Below are 25,078 nucleotides of genomic sequence, written 5' to 3'. Positions count from 1 at the left end.
TGGTCAGGCTGCCGTACCCGGTACAGCCTGGCCTATTCTGAGGCAGCACAATCCGGTGGTTTGTCTGCAGATGAACCTGAGCCAGCTTGTATCTGAGTTTCGTGCAGGAACCGGATCCTGCTCCGTCCCGCGATCAAACGTGAGACGCGCGCGTCCTGAATTTTCGGCGCGCCAGTACGGACCTGACGAGCTGTGGCCGAGGTTGTTCGCTAAACAGGAAGTGCGACAACGCTGGTATCAATACCAACGCTCCCACCATGTTCCAGAGAAACATGAAGGCCAGCAAAATGCCCATGTCTGCCTGGAACTTGATGGGTGACCAGGCCCAGGTCACCGCACCGGCGGCCAGGGTCACCCCGACCAATGCCACGACCTTTCCGGTGAACTGGAGGGCGTGACGATAGGCCTGTTGCAATGACATGCCAGCGCGTTGATGCATCAATTGCACCGAGAGCAGATACAACGAATAGTCCACGCCGATGCCCACGCCCAATGCGATCACCGGCAGCGTGGACACTTTCAGTCCTATCCCGAGGAACACCATCAACGCCTTGGATAGAATCGAGGTCATCACCAGCGGAATCAGCGCGACGAACACCGCGCGCCAACTGCGAAACGCAATGAAGCACAACAGCGCCACGGCGCCATAAACGGCTGCATACATTTTCAGGATCGACTCACGGACCACGATATTGGTGACTGCCTCGATACCCGCCGAGCCGGCGGCGGGTAATATATGCAAGGTTGGCGTGCCGTGATCCCGGGCAAACCGCTCCACCACCGAAAGTACCTGCTCCAGGGTGTCCGACTTGTGATCGGCCAGGTAGGCGATCACCGGTATCAGCGAACAGGCGGTGTCGGCAACCTCAGGGTTGTCCGCCAACGTCCAGTTCACAGCCCCGCCTACCAGCATCGGGTTGCGCGAAATGGTCAGCCACTTGGGGTTGCCTTCATTAAGCCCGGCGATTGTGCGTCTTACGTTGTCGGCCAATGAGGTCGTGCCCAGCACGCCAGGCACCTGCTGCAGCGCCCAGCTCAACCGCTCCACCTCCTTGAGGGTTTCGTACCGCTCGCAACCACCTGCGGGGGTCTTGACCATCACCACGAACTGGTCACCGGACAATCTGAAGTGGTCATTGATATAGCCGACATCCTGGTTATACCGGGAATCGGCCCGCAGCTCCGGCGCACCGGCATCCAGGTCGCCGATCTTCAGATGGGAGGCACCCCACAGCCCTCCCATGGTCAGCAGGATCGCACCGATCACCGTCCACCGCGCCCAGTTGCGCTGCGTCAGGGCCTCAAGCCCGCGCAACAGCAAACCGTCCTGTTTGGCCTCATACTGCAATGAGCGCCGCGCGGCCCGAGCCCCTACGCCCACGTACGACAGCAACACAGGCAGTAGCAACAGGTTGGTAATGATCAGCACCGCCACGCCGATACTGGCCGTCACGGCAAGATCCTTGATGACCGGCACGTCGATGATCATCAGCACCGCGAAACCGACCGCATCGGCCAGCAAGGCAGTCAGCCCCGCCATGAATAAGCGGCGAAAGGTATAGCGGGCGGCTATATACCGGTGCGTGCCCAGTCCGATGTCTTTCATGATGCCGTTCATTTTTTGCGCCGCATGGCTCACGCCGATCGCAAAAATGAGAAACGGTACCAAGATCGAGTAGGGATCCAGCGCATAGCCCAGCGCGCTGACGATACCCAGTTGCCAGACCACCGAGACCGCCGAACACGCCACGACCAGCAGTGTGCTACGCAAGCAATGCGTGTAGGCCAGGATGATCAGGGCAGTGATCAGGGCCGATACCATGAAGAACAGCATGACCAGGTGCAGGCCATCGATCAGGTCACCAGTCAGCTTGGCGAAGCCAACGATGTGGATCTTCACCGGCGGCCCCTGGCCCACGGTTTCATATTTGGCCCGCAGTTCCTCAAGTCGATGACCAAGGACACCGTAATCCAAGGGCGCTCCGGTGTTGGAATCCGTCGCCAGGATAGGCAGGACGATCATGATGGAGCGTTGATCACTCCCCACGAGGTCGCCGACCAGCCCTGCCGAACGGAGGTTGCGCTTGAGTGCCTCGATACTACCTGCTGACCCGTCGTAGTCATCGGGCATTACTGTTCCACCCCGAAACCCCTCCTCCGTAACTTCGGTCCAGCGCACCGAAGCCATCCAGATCGAGCGCATCCACGACCGATCGACTCCGTTGGTCAGGAAAAGGTCATCATTGATCTTCCGGGTGAGCGCCAGGAACTCGGGGTTATAGATATCGCCGCCCGGGTTCTCTACCACCAGGCGTACGGTATTTCCCAGGCTTGCCAGGTTGTCGCGGTTGGCAAAGTAATTCTGGATGTACGGATGGGAAGTAGGTATGACCTTATCGAAATTCGCATTGATACTGACATGGCGTATCTGCCAGGCCAGGCCAGCAGTCACGATGATACACAGCACAATAAACAGCATTCGGTGGTTGAATACGATGCGCTCCAGGAGATTGCCCGTGCGCTTGTCAAAGTCTGCGACATTGCCAATGACCAGCATGTCCTCAGCCGCCGCGTTAGCCGAATTCATAACGTATTCCTATTCTGACTACATGAGGGACTCAATACGCACACCCAGTGCGCCGACCAACGCGACACTGTCCGGCCCGGCCTGCACCACGGAAAAATAGGGCATTGGCTTGAGCAGCCGCTGGAGCTTGAAAGTGGCGCCCTGGGTACGACTGACCAGAACCTCGCCGGCCAGCGTCACCAGTACAATGCGCCCGTCCGACATTTCGGTTCCCCCTGCGATCGCGCCTTGTGCGCCCGTATCGACCGAAGTCCAGGTCCGTCCGTCATCGATGCTTCTCACTGCGCGGCCTCGCATGCCAAAAGCCAACAAGGTGCCGCGACCACCGACGATGCCAAAGTAGCTGCCCTTATAAGGCGTATCCACTGACTTGAAGCGTTGCGCAGCACTGTCCCAATAGCGCACCAGGCCGCGCTCGCCCACCAGCCAGACTTTTTTCTGCGCAACCGTCAGGCCATACAGGTGCAAGCCTTCGGGGTTTTCCGTGAGGGTGTTGATTGGTTGCCACTGCTTACCGCCATCGACGGTGCGCAATGCAAGATTGAAAGGCCCGACAGCGAAACCTTCGTCTTCATTGAGGAAGGCGATATCGAAAAAGGGCTTGGCAGCGCCGTCCGCGATGAAGCGCTCAAGTTCGCTCCTAGTACGCGTAAGGTCGGCATCCGTTGATTTGGCGAGCCGATCGAGTTGCCCACGCAGAATGTCCAGCACCTGGTTTCCGTCAAGCTGGCGCACCCAGGTTCGACCTGCGTCTTCACTGTGCAGAATCACCCCGTCGTGCCCCACCGCCCACACCTTGCGCTCGCCGAAAAAGCGCACGGCAACCAAGTCGGTACTCAACGGCGACGGTGCTTGGGTCCAGTCCTGTCCTCGGTCGTCGGACACTAGGATGTGACCGAACGGACCGACCGCAACCAATGTCCGATCGTTGCCAGCGACCGCCATCAGACGTGAATGGACGATCTTGTCCGATGGCGCAGCCGGCTGTGAAAGCGGGTCTATGAAGGCGCCGGCATTGGCATTCAGGATATATGTGGCCATGGCGCACAAGGCGACCACCCAGCCAGCCCCTCGATGCATGGTGATGTCCTTTTTGATTATGAAAGGGGGATGCGGGGATGCGCCCCCGCATCCTTGGAACATCAGTAGCCACCTGGTCTCAGGATAAAGTTCGTGAGGGTGTCACTGTTGAACTGGCTGCTGCTCAGCGGCTTGTCCATTGACCAGCTCTTGGACACCAATGGGAACACATACAACCGCGTGCTCAGGTCGAATGTCGGAAATGAGCTGCCGCCGATCACGACTTTCTTGACGTAGTCGGGCCAGAGGGGCGCCCACTCCACTTGATAGAGCTTGTCGTTGTGGTCGTAGGTGTCTTGGATGCCGCCGATCCAACTGTCCTCGTCAAAGAAGAAGTCGCGCCTTTTCAAGACGTGGCGCTTGTCTTCTTTCAACGTTGCCTGGACGTGCCAGACGCGATGCAGCTCCCAGCGTACGCACTCAGGATTGGGGTGGTTGGGCATGAACAGCCCTTTGGGCTCGCACTTTTCCGAGGTGGGGTTCATCAGCGAATAGATGTTGTAGGGGATGTACATTTCCTGTTTGCCAACCAGTTTCCAGTCCCAGCGCTCCATTGAGCCACTGAACATGTTCAGCTGATCGTAGAGCTGCGCACCGCCCTGCGCGGCGATCGGCGTATCGGCGGCAAGGTCGGGGGCCAGACGGGTACGACGGGTCGCCGGCTGGTAGGACCAGGATTTGCGTTGTCCATCCAGGTTGTCGATGATCATGGTGGCCTGCCCGGCAATGCGGGTGGGGCCTGAATACTCGGTACGCAACCCCCATTCGCGAGTAGGAACGGGTACATCCGGATCGTAGAGGCCGCTGTCCTCGTACGCGAGCATCTGGTTGGTGATTACCACTTCACCGCTCGGTTTGACGTAGTAACTGGACGTCGCCATGACCCGCGCGGCCCCCAGGTAGGCAGCCTTTTTGTTCCACATTGCTTCAATCCCGTTTTTGGGGACCGGGAACGGGAAGCCACCGCGGCATCCTTTGGATACATCCAAGGTCATGCCATCAGCTTCGATGGCACATCGGCTGGTGTTCTTTGCGCTATTGGCCAGCACGCTCTCGGGATAGCTCACCGAACGTCGGGTCGGGTAGACCGCAATGCGAAACGTCGGGTATTTGCGAAGCATCTCCTGTGTACCCGGTGACAGTTTGTCGGCGTATTCGGCCATGTTCTTGGCATCGATCCAGAACTGCACCTTGTCATCCTTGTACGGGTCGGGGCGAATGCCCGATGCGTAATCGACCTTGGGCGGATTTTCCACGCCTCCCGTGTAGGCCGGAATGGTGCCGGCGGCATTCCCCGCCATTTCCGCTCCCCATGCAGTCAGCGCGGGATTGAAGGGTGCCTGGAAGCTGGCAGCCTGGGCAGCGGTCGCGGTAAAGGCACTCGCAAGCAGCAGAAAAAAAAGCGGTCGTGACCTGTTCATCTCTAACCTCGTTTCTATTGTTTTTATACAACGGACCCAAACTCGGCCAAGCGGCGTTACTCGAAGGTGTTCTTGTAGGTAAATACCAGCCATCCCCTGTCTTGCAGTTGCTGGCCGTTGGAAGCAGAGATAAGACCGTTCGCCCCAGTCTCATGGGTGGCCAGGTAGTCGTTATAGGCGATGCTGAAATCCTGCTGTTGGTTGTAGGTGAAGGTGACACCCATGCTGTAGCTTCCCGCGTGCTCGTTACCGCCGCCCAATACTGCGCTATTGCCTTTTATCCCGGCGTTGTAGCTCGCCTTGGTGGTGATATCCCAACCGGGCCAGACGCCGGTCCAGGTCGGGCTGAATTGCAAGAAGGTCTGCCATGCATCGCGGGTGACACATCCGGTATCCGCTGATCGGCCGTTCTCGCAACGATTGAAGTACTGCTCGCCGGAAGTGACTTTATCCCAGCGGCTATACGCCAGTTCACCGGTCAGGTTGGCGCTGTCCCAGATCGAATTGGGACCCATCGCGTAGATGGCATTGAGCAATACGTGATTACTGTCGCCACGGGCGCCTTCCTTCGCACCGTCAGTGATCGTGCTGTTGAAGGCGGTGTTCTGACGGTGGACGAGTTCCAGTCCGGTGCTGACGCCACCAATGTTTTTCGACAGGCTGATACCCATCAACTTGGCTTTGTCCGGATAAATCGCATGATACTGACGGTTCGCCAGGTCAAGGCTCACCGTCGGCGTACGCTCGGTGAACTCCCGGTAATAGGTCCCGATGGTTCCATCGAACCAGGTAGGTCGCCAGCGCGTGCCCACACCCCAGTCGCCGCCATCGTTGGGCTTTTTCACACCCCCATTGGCCAGGAATAAACCCGGCGCCAGGGAAAAGCGATCAGGCCCCTCAAGAATGAAGTCGGTACCGCCCAGATAGGTGCCGCCCTCCGCGACGCGGGTGGGCTTCCATTCGTAGAAGTATTGCGCAAGGAGGGTGAGCTCCGACGTGAGCTGGAACTTGCCGGAAATCTGTCCGATCGGCAACGCCAACTCCTTGGCGTCAGCACCGGGATTGACCAGTCCCTTGTAACCGTCGCTGGGAGCCTGGGCGTAAGACACACTGTGTGCGGACAGGGCGATCGCTTCACCCCACAGGTCGGCAAGCCGGCCAACCTTGACCGAGCTTTCCACGGGGCCGATCTGGAAGTTGTCAAACACGTAGGCGTCCAGTATCTCGCCGGACAAGCCCTCGCCATAGCGCCGGGTGTAACCCGAATACCGATTGTTTTCGTAACTGCCTCGGTCGGAAAGACCGTCGCCGGTGTTCACGCGGTCGTTGAATGCAAAGTCTTTCCAGGCGGCGCCGCTCAAGCGGAATCCGAATCGGCGTTGGTAACTGAAATCAATTTCGGTTAACAAGTCGAGACGGTTGGTTACCATCTCGCCACGATCGTAGGCGTTATCGCCTTCGTCGGTGTTGGGGCTGCGGGCGATAGACGAATCGCGCCCCTCGGCCCTCCAACCGGCGGCATAGCGCAATGTGTTACCGACTGTCAGCACCATGTCGGGGTTGCCGACATCCAGCTGAATGGCTTGCGCGCCTTCGCAGATACAGAGAAATGCACCGCCCAGGAAGGCTGCATACTGCAATTGAGCCGCTCTGTTGGCGGACCTCTTTTTAATTGCAACCACAGAGGAATCGTTCATCGTCGTCGCACTCTTATTGTTGTTATCAGACTTTAGTTCGCGCCTTCGCCATCACGTCATGGTTCATTGACGCTGGGCCCAGCTTCGCACCATTGCGACGCAGCTATTATCTCGTCCTGCAGCGCACATAGCCTATGGCAGCTAGACCACCTTGCGGCCACTCGCCCGGATCCGGTCGCGTTAACGCTCGTGGAGCTCTACGGCCTGGATGCGCACAGCGGAAGGGGCCTGGCTCATCCGGTCAACCAGTTCCGCGCAACGCCTTGCGTAGTCCCCCATGGCTTTTTCCTTGATTGGTCCATAGCCTCGGATTTCGTCGGCTGCGGCAACCAGTGTCATGGCGGTGCTCAGGTTGGCAGCGGTCAACTGTTCGACTGTGCGTAGCACCAGCGCCTGGTAGTCAACGATCAGTTGTCTTTCCTGGTGACGCTCTCGGGTATAGCCAAAAGGATCCAAAGGGGTTCCGCGAAGGACCTTGCCGTGCCTCAGCAGGCGAAACAATGGGAGCACCCAGGCACCGAACTCACGCTTGCGCGGGCGACCGTTGGCGTCACGCCCCGGCAGCATCGGCGGAGCCAAGTGGAATTTGACTTTGAAATCGCCGGTGAACTGTTCGCGCAGACGCTTCCAGAAAACAGGGTCGGCATGCAGGCGCGCCACCTCGTATTCGTCCTTGTAGGCCATCAGTCGCGACAGGGTACGTGCCACTTGCAGCACCAGCGCCTCGCTGCCGGCAATCCGTTTGGCTGCCACCCGCCGCTCGACGCTACGCACCACTTGCACAAACCGTTCGGCGTAAGCAGCGTTCTGGTAATCGGTCAACAGGCGCACGCGCCGATCCATCAGTTGCGCGAGCTGGCCGCCTGTCTCCAGGTGTACAGTCACGTGCTCCTCGTGCAGGATTTGAGGCGCATGGGCGGCCAGTCGTCCGAGGGCAAACGTACGCAGGTTGCCTTTGACGAAGGTACCGTTCAGAACGATCGCCTTTTCCAACGAACCGACACTGACCGGCAGCAGACCGCGTTGCGCGGCAAACCCCAGCATCAGTAGATTGGTGGCGATGCTATCCCCCGTCAGCGCGGTCGCCAGCTTGCTGGCGGCGATGCACGATAAACCCGAATCATCCCCCAAGGCCATTTCCACCGCCTTGAGCATCCCGGCCTCATCCATCACCAGGTCCCGGTTCGTCTGGAAGGCGCCCGTGGGTGTCACATCGGTATTGGCAATAACATGCGTGACACCGGGGCGAACGGTTTTGAGCACATCCGCACTGCTGGTAACAATCAGGTCGCAACCGAGGATCAAGTCGGTCATGCCGATCCCCAGGCGTGAGGTGAATATCGTGCTGGGGTCCGGACCAATGCGGATGTGGCTGGTTACCGCTCCCCCTTTCTGCGCCATGCCGGTCATGTCGAGAATGGTGCACCCCTTGCCTTCCAGGTGTGCTGCCATGCCTAACAAGGCGCCGACCGTAAGTACCCCGGTACCGCCGATACCGGCCACCAGCATATTGTGACCATATGCATCGATGCCGATGGTAGCCGGCTCCGGTAGCGCATTGATGAATGCGTCGAGCCGTTCATCATCCGATCCGGCCCTACTCGCGATCCGGGCGCCACTGACGGTCACGAACGAAGGGCAAAAGCCTTTGATGCAACTGAAATCCTTGTTGCAGGTCGACTGATCGATGGTGCGCTTGCGTCCCAACTCGGTTTCCAGTGGCTGAATGCTGACGCAATTGGACTGGGTCGAACAGTCGCCACACCCCTCGCAAACCTCCTGGTTGATAAAGACACGTTTGTCTGGATCCGGGTAGAGGCCACGTTTGCGCCGCCGCCGTTTTTCGGTGGCACAGGTCTGTTCGTAGACGATAGCCGAGACCCCTTTGGTCTCCCGCAACCGCCGTTGCAATGCATCGAGTTCGTCACGGTGGTGTACCGTCACACTCGCCGGCAGATTCGCGCCGCGGTACTTTTCCACCTCGTCACTGACCAGCAATACCGGCTTGACCCCTTCGGCGACCAACTGGTTGAGCATGTCGATCGGGCTCAGGTGGGCCTCCACCGGTTGGCCACCGGTCATCGCCACGGCATCGTTGTACAACAACTTGTAGGTCATATTCGCATTGGCGGCCACCGCCGCGCGGATTGCGAGAATGCCGGAATGGGAATAAGTCCCGTCGCCCATGTTCTGGAAGACATGAGGCATTTCCACCAACGGCCCGACCGATACCCATTGCATGCCGTCGCCGCCCATGGGCATCGGTTGCATGGTGTTACGCTCCGGCATGACATAGGCCGCCAGGCCATGACAGCCTACGGCGCTGAGTGCGGTGCTGCCCTGCGGGATACGAGTACTGGTGTTGTGCGGACAACCGGAGCAATAAAACGCCGGCCTGTACTGGCTAGAACCCAGCGTGCGGGCACGCGCCTCGGTCTGCGCCAGCACGGCGCACCGTGAAGTGATAGACGGGTCTTCCATGCCCAACTGCTGCAGCGAAGCCACAAGCGCTTTGCGCACAAGCGCGGCGTTCAGTTCGCCGACCTGGGGCAGCAGTGGCGCACCCTGCCGATCATGTTTGCCGATGATAGTCGGTCGCAGGTGTTCGTCGATGGGGTAGAAATAGCGGGCGATCTGATCTTCCATCAGAGCCCGCTTCTCCTCGACGACCAACAGCAATTCGCTGCCTTTTCCAAACGCAAGCACACCTTCGGGTTCCAGCGGCCAGATCATCGCGGGTTTGTAAAGTCGAATGCCCAGCGCGCGGCAGCGCGCCTCGTCCAATCCCAGGTCGGAAAGCGCCTGGCGCACATCCAGGTAAACCTTGCCGGCAGCGACGATGCCCAGGCGTCGCGCAGGGGCATCGATCATTACCCGGTCCAGTCGATTGGCCCGTACGAACGCCTGTGCAGCCGGCAACCGTCGGTTCACCAGTACATCTTCCTGGACGAGCGGCGTCTGTTTGGGAATCAGGTTCAACCCCTGATCCGGCAGTTCGATATCGGTGGGAAAAATGAATGGGCGCAACGGATCCGGCAGTTCCAGCGAGGCAGATAAATCCAGCGTGTCGGTCACGCATTTGAGCCCCACGTACAGACCGCTGTAGCGTGATAGCGCCCAACCGAAAATCCCGTACTCCAGGATTTCTGCAATGGTCGATGGGTAGAGAACCGGTAAAAACGCGGCCACCAGGGTGTGTTCGGACTGGTGCGCGCTGGCCGAGGATTTGCCGCCATGGTCATCGCCAGCAATCGCCAGGAAACCGCCATGGGTCGCCGCCCCTTCGAGGTTGCCCAACTTGAGCGACTCACAGGCACGGTCTACACCCAAGCCTTTGCCATACCACAGGCCAAAAACACCCTGATATGACGATTTGCCGAACCATTCCAACTCTTGCGTACCGCGGATCGCTGTTGCGGCCAGCTCTTCGTTCAGGCCTGGCTGGAACGTGATGTGGTGTTCGTCCAACAAGCCTTGGGCAGCCCACAGGGCTGCATCGTAGACACCCAATGGAGAGCCGCGATAGCCGGAAATATAACCGGCCGTCTGCAACCCGTGGTACTGGTCTCGCCGGGCCTGATCGATGGGCAGGCGCACAAGCGCCTGGTTCGACGACATGAAGACCCGGCCAGTCTGCCGAATGTATTTGTCGTCAAGAGAAACGGTGGTTTTAGTCATCAGGAATCGGCTCTCTGACCGGCACGAAACGCGAACCTGTCGGTGTGCAGCGAGGTGGATGCGCGAATATGCACACCGCGCTCCTTTCCTGGCACAGGACATCCGCATCCAGGCGCCAAGCACATTGGCGGCGCCCCGTCGGAAGGCGTTCACACGGTTTTTATAAAAGTTATGTCGGCGCCATGGGTGTGTCGCAGATCATCTAAACTGTAATCATCCCGATGCCTGCCAGTAGTCTCACACTGACCTGCAACTTGTTCTGCGCTGAAGTGTTGTTCCAGGCCGGCACGCTTATACCGGCGGGCTCAGGCGTACCACGTAGTCGTTCCATTGCACCTCCTGAGTCTCACCCCAGCCCTCACCGGCCCATTGAGGCGAGGTCCAGCGTGTCAGGCCGCAGTGGCAAAGCGCGTTCTGCCAGCTGTGCCAGGGGTTGCTCGCAAGCACTTCCCCATGGAATTGGTATTGGCCACCATCCTCGGTCGTACACTGAATCATGTGGCGCACCGGACGCAGTTGATCGTCGGCGCGCTGGGTGAGCTTGGAGACGGCGGTGACCTTCAGGGTTTTACCGTGATCGAAGATCCAGGCGTCAGTGACGAGCAGGTCGTCACTCAGCGTATACAGACCTTCCCAGTTGGGATGCCGCTTCGGGTCATCGAACGCACCAATGGTGAAGGAGAAATCCTCAGAAAAAGCGCCGTTCATCCAGGTGTAAGGCGGCAGCAAGTAACCGTCCTCATGGCGCTGCTCGCCCCAGGAGCGATCCCGAATGCTCAAGTTGTCGAACGGATAATCCCTGCCTTGGTACCTGACCGCTCCGCGCGAACGCATCACTTGCTCGAAATGCCGGTTGTTCGAGCGCATCACCGCGGGCTGCACCGCCTCCTGGACCATATCCAGGTTGAAATCGCGGGCAGCGTTCGCATAGCGGATGCGCATTTTTTGCATCGGTCGCTCGAATTCGATTTTCAAGCCATTGGCCGTCTCGATATTGCCCTGCTCATCGAAAATGCTGTCAGGCATATAGACCTGGAAGTCATAGACTTCTGCGGCCAGGTGGTCGCGCTTGTGGCCAAAGTGCGCAAAGATTCCGGCGGTACACAATCCCAGGTGAGGATGCATCCAGATATGGATGAAGCCATGCAGGTTGGATGTCGCCTCGTAGAATCCCCAATACCAGGTTTCCGTAGTGGTGAAGTGTTTATCCTCGAGGGCGCGCCCATGATAGAAATCGTCCTGGTCGGTCGCGGTACCGAAGCCATGGCCGTCGGACATCCAGGCAATTCTTTTCTCAGACATGGCGATCACCTGCCGCGGTATTGGCGTCGACGATCGCGTCGAGGATGCCGATTTCGAATTTGGGGAGATAGAGATTTCCCGCCACGCACAACGCCAGATTGCGCACGCCGGGCATCAACAATGAATTGAGCGAGCCTTGACAGGCGATGGCATTACGCACTTCCTTCCAGACATTGAAATAGCGTGCTGCCCTGGCGTCATAGCTCATGCCGGAACGCTGCTCGTATTGCTCGATGAACCATGGCCAGAGATCGAGCTGTTCGATGAACGGCTTGACGTAGCGCAGGTCCTCGACCGGATCACTGATGTGGCTGAATTCCCAGTCCAGCAGGGCGACCAGTTTGTCGTCCGCCATCAGCATATTATGGAAGCCCACGTCGCCATGGACTCGGCAAGCCGGGCGCCCCTCGAGGTCCGACAGGTGCGATTGCAACCAGGACAATCCACAGGCGATGCCCGGATGGGCATGCCGTTCGCGATCCCGGACGCGTTGACGCAGCTCGTCGATTTCAGCACGCAAGAGGTCGCGAATATCTCGATCCGTCTGAAGTGTTTCGCGGTGCAGCATCACCAGGCTGTCGAGAATACTGTCGGCCCAGCGTTGCCGGGAGGCCGGGTCCATGGGAACCGTCAAGTGTGCTGATTGTCCCGCCACGTAATCCACCAGCATGTAGGCGGTGCCTAGGTTTTCGGCGTTCGCTTGAAGGTGCAGCGGTGTGGGCACGGGCAAGCCCAGCCTCGCGACTTCCCGCAATACTTGAAACTCGTTGACCACGCTTGACCCCGTCGGCAAACCTACGCCGTCCTTGCGCAGCACTTCACGGCGTTCGCCCGTGGCATCGCTCAAGTCCAGGATGAAGGTTTCCTTGGAGTAGCCACCCATCAACTGGCGCATGTCGGTCACTTGCACATCGGTATAACGCGTATTAGCCTTCAAGTCGCGCTGGACAGCCTGGGGCGTGATCTTTTCGTCCTCGCAGGCTTCGGACACTTGTCCATCCCCTCTTCCGCCTTGATAGGTCGCGTTCGTACCGTGGGATATAGCCGGGTCGAAAAGCTCGTGGTAACGAACCAGGAATTCACGCAAGCGACTGGCGATGATGTGCTCTTGGCCGGCGTCCAAGGGGTGACGGGCCAACCCTTCCATGGCCGACGTCAGGGAGGCGCCAATGGACGCCTGCCATTGTTCGTCCCGATGTACGGCCTTGGCGCAGTCCACAGTTCCCGGGTACTCGGACAACTCGCTTGCGAGTTGCCGTTCGAGCACACGGATGGGCAACAAGGCCTCGTCCGAACAGCACCCGCGCGCAAGCTCATAGCCCAGCGCGGTCCCGGCCATGAGTGCTTCGGTCAAGAGGTCGCCGCCCAAGATACCCGACGCCAGCAATTTCTCGACGAATGCCGCGGTCGAGCTGAGTGTCTTGATGGTTATTTCGTCCACGCCAACCCCTCGCAGTACGCTTCAGATGATGTTCGGGCCGAGTCTAATTCGTGCCCTGCTCCCCCTTTGTCTGGGCTGGCAATCGTGCTGATCCCGCTGTGCTCAGGAATCCGGTGAGCAGTGCGGTTGCTCAAACCGGAAGCGAGATTGATCCCTGGATGTACATCAATGGCGATCCCCCGCCCGGCTCGGTTCTACTGAGCCAATACGCATGCATGCGCTTTTAAACACCGATCACCGGCAGGAGAGTGTCATGAAACGTATTGAAATCGCTTTGCCCGCAAGCCTGGATAACCTCAAACTCGTGGAGCGCCCTATCAGGCGTCCCGGCGCCGGAGAAGTGTTGGTGAAAGTTCAGGCCAACTCGCTGAATTTCCATGATGCGCTGGTGGTTCGCGGTATCCTGACGAGCACCGCGGGACGGGTTCCATTGTCTGATGGTGCCGGTGAAGTAGTGGAAACCGGGGCGGATGTCAGTGAGTTCAAGGCCGGCGATCGGGTCACCGGCACATTCTTTGCCAATTGGGCTGAAGGCCCCGCGACCCTGGAGCGGATCGCGCAGATGCGTGGCGAGCACGTTGATGGGTTTGCCAGCGAGTACGTCACGCTACCGGCCAGCCAGTTCACCCATACTCCGGCCTCATTGACCGACACTCAGGCCGCCACGTTGCCCTGCGCGGCGCTGACGGCCTGGCGGGCCTTGAAGGTCGCAGGCCCGGTTCAGCCGGGGGAAACAGTATTGGTCAAGGGCAGCGGCGGTGTTTCGATTTTCGCCTTGCAATTCGCACGACTGCTCGGCGCCCAGGTGATTGTGCTGACATCTTCAGCGGAAAAAGCCGAGAAGCTGCGTCACCTCGGCGCCAGCCACGTCATCAACTACCGTGAAGTCCCTGCCTGGGACAATCTCGTCCGGCAATTGAGCAATGGCGTAGGGGTAGATCATGTCGTGGACGTGGTGGGAGGAGACCTGACGCAGACGCTCAAGGCCATGCGAGTCAACGCTCATCTGTCATTGATCGGTGGTCTCAGTCGCCAGCCAATCCAGTTTCCTACCTTTGCGGCGGTGACCGGCAATATCCGGATGTCGGCCATTACAGTGGGAAGCCGTGAGCACCAGGTGGAAATGATGCGAATAATCGAACAGACCCAACTGCAGCCAGTGCTGGACCGTCACTTCGAGTTGCCGGCGCTGGGGGACGCCTTTCGCTACATGGAAACCCAGCTGCATTTTGGCAAGATCGTCATCACCCGCTAGGCGGTAGGCGCTGTTGCGGCTGCCCTGGCCTGCGAACCGGCGCCCAGGCGCCGAAACAGCCCCGGCTGGCACTAATGCTCAATCGCCTCGACCTCGATATGGTCGCCCGTTTCCCGCGTGGCAAAACATTTCAGTGGTGCGCAACCGAGCCGTACGTTCAAGCATTGCCCGGTGTGCAGATCGAAACGCACGCCGTGCAGAGGGCAGCGAATGCTGCCCTCTGCAATAAGCCCGGAATCCAGGCGGGATCCTGCATGGGTACAGCGGTTCTGCACCGCCAGGACCTGCCCCTGTAATCGGCACAACAGGATCGAGTGACCGCGCACCTCCACTACAACTTTACCGCCTTCTGGCAAGGCACTGCGTGCAACGGTTTTCTCAAAGTCCATCGTTTCACTCTATGAAACTGCTCGGTAGCCAGGCAGTGGTGGTCAGTCGTTGATTTTCAGGCCAAGGCGTTGATCGTAGATTTCGTGGAATCGACGAATCTTCGCTTCCTGGTAGTTGGACAGGGTCATATAGGCCGCGTGGGCGGCAGCCGCCTTGAATCCTCGCTGCACAGCGTTCATGTTGGACATGTCCTGGTCCACGATATGTCCGGTGGTGCCCAGCGCGGGATGGTCTTCAGCTTTTTCACCAAAATCGATCACGATCGGCTCGGGCACAGGCGGTCGTACACCGTCCTTGGGAATGGGCAGCAGCATCCGGTACTCCATCACCGACTTGTCCGGATCGCGCCCATACGGGGTGAACTTGTACCACCATGGCAACCCCTCGCCCCACCAGGGGTGGTAATTGGGGAACATGAAGTATTTGGCCATGTCCAGGAAATAACTGATGGGCTGGGCCGACCAATCCTTGCCGGTGTTGGCCTCCAGACGGATCTGCTGCTGTTCGGCCGCGTAGCGCCGGGCATCTTCGGCAGTAAGCCCGCGCTCCGGCGGCGGCAACGGCAAATCATAGGCACTGCAGTAGAGAACCAGGCCTTCGCGCGGGCTTACCTTATCGCTCAGGTAGCTGTCAGTGGTCATTCCGGGCGTGCACAGGCGACTGATGTAGCCTTTGCCCTGCTCCCATATATCGACTTGGGTCATCGCCGAACCGAACATGGGCATCCCGTCTGCATGGGTTTCCACCACGTGGTAGCCCTCCATGAAGGCCTCCTGGGCGGCTTTCCAGTTGCAATTGACGTGCAGCAGGATCCTCATCGCGGTGTAGCGCTCCCCAATGGGGTAGTCCTTGAAATGGTCAACCAACACGCCCAGGGACGCTTGCAACGGTTCTGCATCAGGGTCCGGGTTGATGAAAACGTTACCGCCCCAGGTGTCGACTCGAACCGGGATCAGGCTGTTGTGATCGGCATCGACATTTGGAAACTCCTGCTCGAACGGCACCCACGCCAGTCGCCCCTCCAAGTCATAGACCCAACCGTGGAAAGGACAACGAAAGTTATCGGCATTTTCTTTCCCCGAACACATCTGACGCCCACGATGGCGGCAACTGTTGTGGAAAGCACGGAACTCATCAGGCTTGGAACGAACAATAATGTAAGAACTGTCGACTATGTCGTAAGTCAGGCGATCACCGACATTGGGAATGTCTTCTTCGCGGCAGGCAATCTGCCATTCTTTCTTCCATATATGTTCGACTTCAAGATCGACATAGGCAGCGTCGAGATACCGGTCATAGGGAATAAGCCGCGGTGGCGGATCATAATGACCGATATCGTGAAGTGGTGTGCGATGCGGTTGTGCGTCGGAAGCAAGAATGTCCTGAAGTGTGGGTGGATCGATCCTGCTGCCCGGCATCGGCTTGCCGTAGTCCTTCCAATGACTGTTCTCTGTTGTCACGTAACACCTCCCTCAAAGGCCGGTACAGGGCTATTACCCTGATCGATTGGTTTAGTGATCTCGATGGCTTGATACGCCTTACATTAGAGGGAGCAGGCAAATCTGCAATGTTCTTCCATCCATGCCGAGGTACAGACAAACCCTTTTGCCCGCACAGATAAGAGCCTTCAACTTCCTCTCCTGCGCCCTGAAAACGGACGCCTTGTGACCGAGCAGACTGACGCCACACAGAACAAGATTATTGCGGGTACGGACAAGTCCCTGTCTGGCGCAGAAATGGCGACGGTATATGCTCGAACTGTTGCTGATCACAAAATGCAAGAACAACCAATCGGCCCTAATAAGAACAAACAAGAGAACTATCTCATGCGCCCGCACATTGCATTATTTGCGTGTTTGATTATTTCATTGACTGGTTGCAAAGATAACACCCAAGTTAAAGCACCCGTGCCGCTCTACCCTTACTATTGCTCTCTTTCCTCCGACGTCAATTGTATGCCGCCCCCCCAAGTAACGATGGCCGATATTTTTCGCTAGGCGCCAAGGCCAGTTTATCGGACACGGCTGCCCGCCCGCGGCTGAAATCAGTCTTCAGGGAAAACGACATTGCTGAACCAATACCTCAAGCATGTGCAGGAGCGTGCGGCTGATCATCTTCCGCACTGCCCTCTGAATGCCGAGCAGACCGCTGCCGCCGAGCTCAAGCATACCCTCCTGGTGTTCGATGCTTTTCACGACGTGGTGAAGGCCAGGGCCGGCAATGCGGCGGCTCACTCCGTTTTACACAGTTGGGCCGATGCGCAGTGGTTCACCCGCTGCGCGCCCATCGCTCGGCAGTACACCCTGGCGGTGCTCAAAGTCTGCAACCACCTGAGTTTCGACCAAATGGCCAACTACCATGCTTCGACCGCCCCTAGCCAGATTGACGCCATCGGTTTGGTGACCGAAGGAGCTCTACACCGTGAGTAGCTTTTTTACGGACGCGGGCCAGGCACTGCGACTCGAGGGAAAAGTCGCGCTGATAATCGGCGGCTCCAGCGGCATCGGCAATGGCATTGCGCGGCGATTTCGCCAACAGGGCGCCACCGTTCATGTCACTGGGACCCGCGCCGATGCACACGCCTACGCCGACGACGGTTCAGCCTTGACTGGCCTGCATTACTCTCAGTTGGACGTCAGCGATGCATCCGCCCTACAAGCCTGGGAACCGGGAATCGAGACCCTGGACATCCTGGTGATGGCCCAGGGCGCCGTGGTCTACCGTCGACAGGAGTTTGAGCCCTCGACCTTCAATCACGTGGTGAATGTCAATTTGCTGAGTGTGATGCAACTGGCCACGCGGTTTTACCCGCTGCTCACGGAACGGCAGGGTTCGATGATCTTCATCGGCTCTATCGGTGCGTTCAAGTCAGTCGTCGGCAACCCCGCCTATGCGGCCTCGAAAGCCGGCCTGCTGGGCCTGACGCGTACCCTGGGCGACGCCTGGGGACGCGAAGGGGTGAGGGTCAATGCCATTGCCCCGGGGATGATCGCCACGAAGATGACCGAGGTTACCACGAGCCATCCCGAGCGCCTGAAAAACGCCCTGGAGACCATCTCGCTTGGGCGTCTCGGCCAACCAGCGGACGTCGCCAACCTGGCACTGTTCCTCGTCTCCCCCCTTGCCAGCTACATCACCGGGCAAACCCTGGTTGTCGATGGTGGGCGCAGCCTCTGATCGGCCCCGGGATGTGCTTTTTCCATTCACTTTAGAGGAGCTGTATCCATGCAAGACTTTTCCAATAAATCCGCACTGGTCACCGGTGCAGGCAGCGGCATCGGTCGAGGTATCGCGCTGGCCTTTGCCCGCGCCGGTGCGCGGGTCGCCGTGTCGGATGTCGACGTCGTCGGCGGCGAGCAAACCGTACGGATGATTCAGGATTTCGGGGGTGCGGGCCATTTCTACCCTTGCGACGTTTCTCGCGCAGGTGACGTAAGTGCCTTGGTCGCAGCCGTGGTGAAGGATGCCGGTTCGCTGGATTTCGCCGTGAACAATGCCGCGGTCGGCATGGAGACGGACGCATTGCCGGACGTACCTGAAGCGGTATTCGACCGGATCATGGCAGTGAATGTAAAAGGTGTGTTCCTGTGCCTTCAGCAGCAAATAAAACAGATGGCCCAACAGGGCCGGGGCGCCATCGTCAACATCGCCTCGGTCAATGCCTACCGCCCGCAAAATCGACAATCCGTCTATACCGCCAGCAAGCATGCCGTGCTGGGGCTGACTCGCAATGCCGCCATTGATGCTGCCTCCATCGGCGTGCGCATCAATGCGATTGCCCCGGGAGCCATTGACACCCCCATGCTTGAGGCGGCTCTGCGCAATGCGCCTGCCGGACGCGACCAGATCATCGACAAGATGAGCCTCGTTGGCCGGCTGGGCCTGCCCGAGGATGTCGCAAAGGCGGCACTGTGGCTGTGTTCGGATGACGCGTCGTTTACCTACGGACATACGCTAGCCGTTGATGGCGGATACCTGGTGCGCTGAGGCGCGACACCTCCTTGCATGGCAAAAGTGCCTCCAGAGGGAGGCACTGGCTTTGTCTGGAAAGAAGGCAGGGCATCATCCTTAGAAGACGTTTTTCCATTCACGCAACGCCGCGAACACCGCCACTTCCTCGTGCAACCGATGTCCCTGGAACGCTTCAGCGGCGCCGACTACGGCGACGTGGCGAGCCCTCAGGAAAGGATTGGTCAGCAGCTCCAGGCCGATAGTGCTTGGCACGGTAGGCTGATCCTGCGCACGAAGGGCCTGGACTTCGTTCCAACGATCTTTCAACAATTGATTATCGGGTTCGACGGCGAGCGCGAAGCGCAGATTGGCTTCAGTGTACTCATGGGCGCAATACACCTGCGTTGTGTGCGGCAACATGGCCAGTCGGTTGAGTGAATGCCACATCTGCTCGGGAGTACCTTCGAAGATCCGCCCACAGCCGCCGGCGAACAAGGTATCACCGCAGAACAGCGCATTCCCCGTGCGGTAGGCGATATGGCCAAGGGTATGACCGCCCACATCAATGACATCGAACGTGGCATCCAGTGCTTCGACATGCACGTGGTCGCCCTGTGTAACCGGACGGTCCACACAATCGATCGCCTCGGCCGCAGGCCCGTAGACTGGCACTGATTGCCACCCCAGGAGGTCAGCCACACCGCCAACATGGTCCTGATGATGGTGCGTGATGAGGATTGCCGCCAACTTGCCTTGCCGGGCTTCGATGGCGGCCCTTACCGGAGCCGCCACCCCGGGGTCGACAACGATGAAGTCAGTCCCCTTGCGCAACAACCAGATGTAATTATCCGCGAATGCGCGAACGCCGAAGATTTCATCCAACATGGTGAAGTACCTGAAAAGTGCTTAATCCTGGAGGGCCTGAAGCAGTTCCGGGATCGCCGTGAAGAGATCGGCTTCCAGCCCGTAGTCCGCGATGGCGAAGATCGGCGCATCCGCGTCCTTGTTGATCGCAACGATCACCTTGCTGTCTTTCATGCCCGCCAAGTGTTGGATGGCGCCGCTGATCCCGCAGGCAATGTAGAGATCGGGGGCGACGATCTTGCCGGTCTGCCCCACCTGCAGGTCATTAGGCGCATAGCCCGAATCCACGGCGGCGCGGCTCGCCCCGAGCGCGGCACCAAGCTTTTCGGCGAGCGGCAGGAGCGTTGACTGAAACTTGTCGGCCGAGCCAAGCGCACGTCCGCCCGACACGATGATCCTGGCCGCCGCGAGTTCAGGCCGATCACTTTTGCTCACTTCCCGGTTCACAAAGCTCGACATGCCGCTATCGGCGACACTGACCACGTTGTCGATCGCGGCATTGCCTCCGCTATCGGCGCCGGCAGCAAAACTGGTTGAACGCACCGTCAGCACCTTGATTGGATCACCGCTCTTGATCGTCGCTATCGCGTTACCGGCATAGATCGGACGCTCGAAAGTGTCCGGCGCAACCACTGCAGTGATCTCGCTGATCTGTGCCACATCCAGTCGGGCGGCTACCCGGGGAGCAATGCTTTTGCCGTTGGACGTCGCCGCAAACAGAATATGGGTATAGTTACCTGCCTGGGCCAATACCTGAGCGGCGGTGTTCTCGGCCAGTTGTTCCGCGAGGTGGGGCGCGTCGGCGAACAACACCTTGCTCACGCCTGCCACCTGCGCCGCATGTTCGGCGACTTGTCTGGCCTGGTGACCGCTCACCAGGATATGCACCTCATCGCTGCATGCCCGAGCAGCGGTGACGGCGTTCAAGGTCAACGCATTGAGGTGGGTATTATCGTGTTCGGCAACAATCAGTGCTGTCATGGTCAGATCACCTTGGCTTCATGCTTCAGTTTGGCGACAAGCGTTGCGACATCCGGGACTTTAACCCCCGCAGGACGCACCGGTGGTTCCGACACTTTCAATGTGCGCAGTCGCGGGGTGATGTCAATGTTCAACTCAGCCGGGGTCAGTATCTGTATGGGCTTCTTCTTGGCCTTCATGATGTTCGGCAAGGTGACGTAACGTGGTTCGTTCAGCCGCAGGTCTGCGGTGATAATGGCTGGCAAAGCCAGGCGCAGTGTTTCCAGCCCACCGTCCACTTCGCGGGTCACCAGTAACTGCTCACCGTCAACTGCCAGTTTGGAGGCGTAGGTCCCCTGAGGCCTGTCCAGCAGCGCGGCAAGCATCTGGCCTGTCTGGTTGCAGTCATCGTCAATCGCCTGCTTGCCGAGGATCACCAGGTCGGGCTGCTCGATATCGACCAGCGCCTTGAGCAACTTGGCCACCGCCAGTGGCTGGAGCTCTTCGCTGCTTTCGATCAGCACGGCCCGATCGGCACCCAGCGCCAGGGCGGTGCGCAAGGTTTCCTGGCTCAACGTGGTGCCGCAGGAAACAGCGATGACTTCACTGGCCTTGCCCTGCTCTTTCAGGCGAACGGCCTCCTCCATGGCAATTTCATCGAATGGGTTTATCGCCATTTTGACGTTGTCCAAGTCCATGCCACTGCCATCGGCCTTTGGCCGGACCTTGATATTGAAATCTACGACGCGCTTGATAGGCACTAGGATCTTCAAGGGTTTCTCCTGTCATTCTTGTTGTCTGGACGCCCTGCCGTTTTTGGTCCGGTCGCCGCTGACAGACATCATGGGGCTCGGTGGGCTCAAGCAAAACGCCCCGGAGCGTACAGGCTCATTCGATTGCGGACGCAGGCAAGGCCACGTCAAGTCGCGAGTTTCGCCAGCCCGTTCTGAACGAGTCTGAGCGCGGAAGCATGATGTCTCTCACCAATTTCCCGCGGCGCCCGCCCGGCACAGGAGCGGGCGTGACTGGCCTCCAGCATCACCGCCAGCTTGTAATTGGCCAAGGCGATGTACCAATCGATCCGGCTGAGGTCGCGTCGGCTGCCTGCTGCATAGTGGTCCAACAGCTGTTGTGCCGTGGGGAAGCCATCCCAGGGTGAGACCTGAATCGTCCCGGCACCGTGCCCAGTTTCATCCGGCCAGGTCGCAACCAGCCAGCCGAGATCCAGCAGCGGGTCGCCCAGGGTCGCCAGCTCCCAGTCGATAACGGCGGCGAGTTCTGAGCAGTCATGACGAAACATCACGTTCGCAAGATGGAAATCACCGTGCAGGACGCCAGGTTCGAAGACCAGCGGCCGTTGGTTTTCCAGAACCCGGCCCAGCTCATCGAGGCCGATGAGCCCCTGGGGCCCCTGCCAGGCGGCGCTGGATGGGCAGGCCTCGAGATGCGCCCGCCAACGCGGCACCTGGCGCTCGAGAAATGTCAGCGGTTTGCCGAAGCCATCAAGACCGACCTGCTCGGGTACAATCTCGCCCAAGGCAAGCAGCGCATCGACCATCGCAAAGCCCATTCTGCGGCGCCAATCGACGTTCTCGGCGTATTCGCGCGGCAGTGGTTTTCCCGAGGGGTTGAACCCTTCGACCGGCTCCATCAAGTAGAAGGCAGAGCCGATCACCACGGTATCACCGCACGAGGCGATCAGCCCCGGATGCGGCACACGGCTGCCAGCCAATGCACCGAGCACCCGGGCCTCACGAAGGATGGTCTTGTCCCCGTCGGGGCGCGGATACAACGGAGGTCGACGCAAGACAAAACTGCGGTTACCGCGTTGAAAGCGCACGATGAGGTTTTGCGTGCCGCCGGCCAACCGTTCGAAGCCCCGCAATGGCCCGCTTTCAAGCCCATGCTCGTCCATCCACGCACTCAGGCGCCGAGGGTGCGCGGCGGCCAGCCAGTCGAAATCTGGCACTGCTTGGCCGGTCATAGCTGCGCCTTGAACTTTTCCCGGGCGGCAGCTTGCGCCGTGGGTCGGTGATAGGCCGGAAACAGCGCTGTACTGGGCGAATAGTCACGCAAAACTTGCTTGGCTACTGTCACTTTGTGCACTTCGGTCGGACCATCGGCCAGGCCCATCTGAAAGGCCCGGTTAACCAAGTTGGCGAACGGCATTTCATTGCTGGCGCCAATCGAGCCGTGGATATGCAGCGCGCGTGCGGCGATGTCATGCAGCACCTTGGGCATGGCCGCTTTGACTGCGCTGATGTCTTTGCGAACCTTCCGGTAGTCCTGGTATTTGTCGATGCGCCAGGCGGTGCGCATGACCAGCAGGCGAAACTGCTCCAGCTCGATCCACGAATCCGCGATGCGTTCCTGGATCATCTGTTTTTCGGCCAGCAGCGAGCCCTGGGTGGTACGCGACAGAGCACGCTCGCACAGCGCGTCCAGAGCCTTGCCGGCCTGGCCGATAACGCGCATGGCATGATGGACACGCCCGCCCCCCAGGCGCACCTGGGCGACCGCAAATGCTTGCCCTACGCCACCGAGGACACTGCTTTCGTCCAACCTTACCTTGTCGAACGAGACGTAGGCATGGGTCTGCTCGCCATCGCCGCAACCGACGTTACGCAGGATACGCACACCCGGCGTGGAGGCCGGCACGATGAACATCGTCGCCCCCTGATAGACCGTGACATCCGGATCGGTGATCGCCATGACGATGTAGAAATCGGCATACCGGGCATTGGATGCGAACCACTTTTCACCTGTCAGGACCCATTGATCGCCGTCGCGCTGTGCAAGCGTCTTGAACTGCTTTGGATCGGCTCCCCCCTGGGGTTCTGTCATGGCAAAGCAGGACACGATGTCATTGGCCAGCAGCGGGGCCAGGTAACGGGACTTCTGCTCGACGGTGCCATAGTGGGCGAGGATTTCACTGTTACCCGAATCGGGCGCCTGCGCACCGAACACGACAGGTGCGAACTCCGAACGCCCCAGGATTTCATTCATCAGGGCCAACTTGACCTGGCCGAAACCCTGACCTCCCAACTCAGGGCCCAAATGGCAGGCCCACAAGCCTCTTGCCTTGACGATACACTGCAGAGGCCGCACCAGCGTCTGGAAGCCTGGTGCATGGATGTCCCAGGGACTGCCCAGCACATGATCGAGTGGCTCGACTTCCTCACTTACGAACTGATCGATCCATTCGAGTTCCAGAGCGAAGTCCGGATCGGTTTCAAAATCCCACGCCATGCTTCGATACTCCTCTACAGGTTGAATGGACCGATCCGTCAAGTCAGGCGCGTCAATACAGCAGAATGGAATGCCGATACCTGTTCACCGGCAATGATCTTGCGTGGCCAATGCGGATCGCCCAGCAGCGCACGCCCGACACCGACCAAGTCGAACTCGCCATTGTCCAGGCGTTGCATCACTCGCTCCAGATTGTCCACCGCACTGATATCGCTCTTACCGTCATACATGCCCTTGTTGATGCCGACACCACCCACGGTCATGGCGCATTTCCCCGTGACTTTCTTCGCCCAGCCAGCGAGATTCAACGTTGATCCCTCATAGGCGGGTTTGTCGAAATAGCGCACGCTGGCGTCGAACACATCCACGCCCGCATCCGCCAGCGGGCCCAGCAGTTCCTCCAGCGCTTGCGGCGTGGTTGCCAAACGCGCCCGAAAGTCCTGCTGCTTCCAATCGGAAAAGCGGAAGAAAATCGGCAGGTCCGGGCCGACTTCCATCCTGATCCGCCGTATGATCTCGACGGCGAACCGGGTCCGCGCGGCGCGGCTGCCTCCCCAGCGATCCTGTCTGCGATTGGTCTTGTCCCAGAGGAAGGTGTCGATCAGATAGCCGTGCGCGCCGTGGATCGCAATGCCGTCGAAACCGGCCAGCATCGCGCCTTTCGCCGAGCGCACGTAGCCGTCGATGACCTGCTCGATCTCGGCTTCGGTCATAGGCAACCCAATTCGGACATCGATCGGAATCTTGTCCTCGGCAAGAGCCGTCAACTGGCCCGGCTCACCCCAGATCCCCGACGGACTGCTGACCGGCGCCTCGGGAAACGGGCCGGTGCCTGGCAAGCGCAGCACGCCCTGGTGCCACAACTGCGGCACGATCTTGCCGCCAGCCGCATGCACTGCCTGAACCACCTCGCCCCATCCCTGCAACACTTTTGCGCCGTGCAGCACCGGAATATTGTCCTCACCAAGCCCGGCATCGCCCAGGGCCGACGGATGATCGACGCCAACGGCTTCGGTGATGATCAGACCGCAACCGCCTTGGGCGCGGCGCGCATAGTAGTCGCGGACCTCGGCGGTCGGGGCCCCACCTGGGCAGAAGCCACGCGTCATGGGGGACATCACGATTCGATTGGGGATCGAACATCCACGTACCTGTAACGGTTGCAAAAGACCTTGATGGTTCATGACGTTATGGATTCCGTTG

General features: G+C 59.3%; 20 protein-coding genes. 5 read left to right on the top strand and 15 right to left on the bottom strand.

The annotated features are described in order from the left end of the window. Positions 1-133: 133 nt before the first annotated feature. The 7 genes from BLU85_RS06525 to BLU85_RS06495 form a co-directional block, all read right to left on the bottom strand. Entirely contained in the window at positions 134-2,587 is a 2,454-nt protein-coding gene (locus tag BLU85_RS06525) for an efflux RND transporter permease subunit (protein ID WP_218190005.1), read from the bottom strand. An 18-nt stretch (positions 2,588-2,605) separates the two neighbouring features. Continuing rightward, complete coding sequence (locus BLU85_RS06520) at positions 2,606-3,667, bottom strand: WD40/YVTN/BNR-like repeat-containing protein (RefSeq protein WP_170847563.1); 1,062 nt, start codon at positions 3,665-3,667, stop codon at positions 2,606-2,608. Between the two features lie 62 nt (positions 3,668-3,729). After that, a complete protein-coding gene (locus BLU85_RS06515; protein WP_092198592.1) occupies positions 3,730-5,181 on the bottom strand; it encodes a DUF1329 domain-containing protein in 1,452 nt (483 codons plus the stop codon). After that, a complete protein-coding gene (locus tag BLU85_RS06510; RefSeq protein ID WP_092198595.1) occupies positions 5,145-6,785 on the bottom strand; it encodes a DUF1302 domain-containing protein in 1,641 nt (546 codons plus the stop codon). The genes BLU85_RS06515 and BLU85_RS06510 overlap by 37 nt, the downstream gene beginning before the upstream one ends. 180 nt (positions 6,786-6,965) lie before the next feature. After that, on the bottom strand, positions 6,966-10,463 hold the full coding sequence (locus tag BLU85_RS06505) for an indolepyruvate ferredoxin oxidoreductase family protein (protein ID WP_092198598.1): 3,498 nt from the start codon (positions 10,461-10,463) through the stop codon (positions 6,966-6,968). Positions 10,464-10,754: 291 nt separating this feature from the next. Beyond that, on the bottom strand, positions 10,755-11,765 hold the full coding sequence (locus tag BLU85_RS06500; RefSeq protein WP_175497011.1) for a DUF7064 domain-containing protein: 1,011 nt from the start codon (positions 11,763-11,765) through the stop codon (positions 10,755-10,757). Continuing rightward, a complete protein-coding gene (locus BLU85_RS06495; protein ID WP_092198604.1) occupies positions 11,758-13,206 on the bottom strand; it encodes a phosphotransferase family protein in 1,449 nt (482 codons plus the stop codon). The genes BLU85_RS06500 and BLU85_RS06495 overlap by 8 nt, the downstream gene beginning before the upstream one ends. A gap of 253 nt (positions 13,207-13,459) precedes the next feature. Between BLU85_RS06495 and BLU85_RS06490 the strand changes: the two genes are divergently transcribed. Next, complete coding sequence (locus BLU85_RS06490) at positions 13,460-14,461, top strand: zinc-dependent alcohol dehydrogenase family protein (RefSeq protein WP_092198607.1); 1,002 nt, start codon at positions 13,460-13,462, stop codon at positions 14,459-14,461. Between the two features lie 71 nt (positions 14,462-14,532). Here BLU85_RS06490 and BLU85_RS06485 read toward each other — a convergent pair whose 3' ends face one another. Beyond that, complete coding sequence (locus tag BLU85_RS06485; RefSeq protein WP_092198611.1) at positions 14,533-14,850, bottom strand: Rieske (2Fe-2S) protein; 318 nt, start codon at positions 14,848-14,850, stop codon at positions 14,533-14,535. A 42-nt stretch (positions 14,851-14,892) separates the two neighbouring features. Then, a complete protein-coding gene (locus BLU85_RS06480; RefSeq protein WP_139207898.1) occupies positions 14,893-16,311 on the bottom strand; it encodes an aromatic ring-hydroxylating oxygenase subunit alpha in 1,419 nt (472 codons plus the stop codon). A gap of 204 nt (positions 16,312-16,515) precedes the next feature. Here BLU85_RS06480 and BLU85_RS30295 point away from each other — a divergent pair, with 204 nt between their 5' ends. The 4 genes from BLU85_RS30295 (at position 16,516) to BLU85_RS06460 (ending at position 18,838) form a co-directional block, all read left to right on the top strand. Further along, positions 16,516-16,848, top strand: a complete 333-nt coding sequence (locus tag BLU85_RS30295; protein WP_139207900.1) for a hypothetical protein — start codon at positions 16,516-16,518, stop codon at positions 16,846-16,848. Between the two features lie 69 nt (positions 16,849-16,917). Continuing rightward, positions 16,918-17,280: a hypothetical protein gene (locus tag BLU85_RS31650; protein ID WP_092198620.1), complete on the top strand. Its 363-nt coding sequence runs from the start codon at positions 16,918-16,920 to the stop codon at positions 17,278-17,280. Further along, a complete protein-coding gene (locus BLU85_RS06465) occupies positions 17,273-18,028 on the top strand; it encodes an SDR family NAD(P)-dependent oxidoreductase (protein ID WP_256572834.1) in 756 nt (251 codons plus the stop codon). Before BLU85_RS31650 ends, BLU85_RS06465 begins: the two co-directional genes overlap by 8 nt. A 48-nt stretch (positions 18,029-18,076) precedes the next feature. Next, positions 18,077-18,838, top strand: a complete 762-nt coding sequence (locus tag BLU85_RS06460) for a glucose 1-dehydrogenase (RefSeq protein ID WP_092198623.1) — start codon at positions 18,077-18,079, stop codon at positions 18,836-18,838. Between the two features lie 81 nt (positions 18,839-18,919). On the opposite strand, the gene gloB is transcribed toward BLU85_RS06460, so the two are convergent. From gloB to BLU85_RS06430, 6 genes are all read right to left on the bottom strand, one after another. Further along, positions 18,920-19,684, bottom strand: a complete 765-nt coding sequence (gene gloB, locus BLU85_RS06455; protein WP_218190007.1) for a hydroxyacylglutathione hydrolase — start codon at positions 19,682-19,684, stop codon at positions 18,920-18,922. A gap of 24 nt (positions 19,685-19,708) precedes the next feature. Beyond that, complete coding sequence (locus BLU85_RS06450; RefSeq protein ID WP_092198629.1) at positions 19,709-20,647, bottom strand: electron transfer flavoprotein subunit alpha/FixB family protein; 939 nt, start codon at positions 20,645-20,647, stop codon at positions 19,709-19,711. Positions 20,648-20,649: 2 nt separating this feature from the next. Beyond that, complete coding sequence (locus BLU85_RS06445) at positions 20,650-21,399, bottom strand: electron transfer flavoprotein subunit beta/FixA family protein (protein ID WP_092198632.1); 750 nt, start codon at positions 21,397-21,399, stop codon at positions 20,650-20,652. 146 nt (positions 21,400-21,545) lie between these two features. After that, complete coding sequence (locus BLU85_RS06440; protein ID WP_092198635.1) at positions 21,546-22,610, bottom strand: phosphotransferase family protein; 1,065 nt, start codon at positions 22,608-22,610, stop codon at positions 21,546-21,548. Next, positions 22,607-23,875 carry an acyl-CoA dehydrogenase family protein gene (locus BLU85_RS06435; RefSeq protein WP_092198638.1) on the bottom strand — a complete coding sequence of 423 codons (1,269 nt, stop codon included), beginning with the start codon at positions 23,873-23,875 and terminating at the stop codon, positions 22,607-22,609. Before BLU85_RS06435 ends, BLU85_RS06440 begins: the two co-directional genes overlap by 4 nt. A gap of 38 nt (positions 23,876-23,913) precedes the next feature. Then, a complete protein-coding gene (locus BLU85_RS06430) occupies positions 23,914-25,059 on the bottom strand; it encodes an NADH:flavin oxidoreductase (RefSeq protein ID WP_092198641.1) in 1,146 nt (381 codons plus the stop codon). Between the last annotated feature and the right edge of the window lie 19 nt (positions 25,060-25,078).

This window comes from Pseudomonas sp. NFACC14, assembly GCF_900106885.1.
Classification (GTDB): Bacteria; Pseudomonadota; Gammaproteobacteria; order Pseudomonadales; family Pseudomonadaceae; genus Aquipseudomonas; species Aquipseudomonas fluorescens_AA.
Note: the sequence above shows the minus strand (reverse complement) of the source record. Positions and strands in the feature narration are given on the sequence as shown.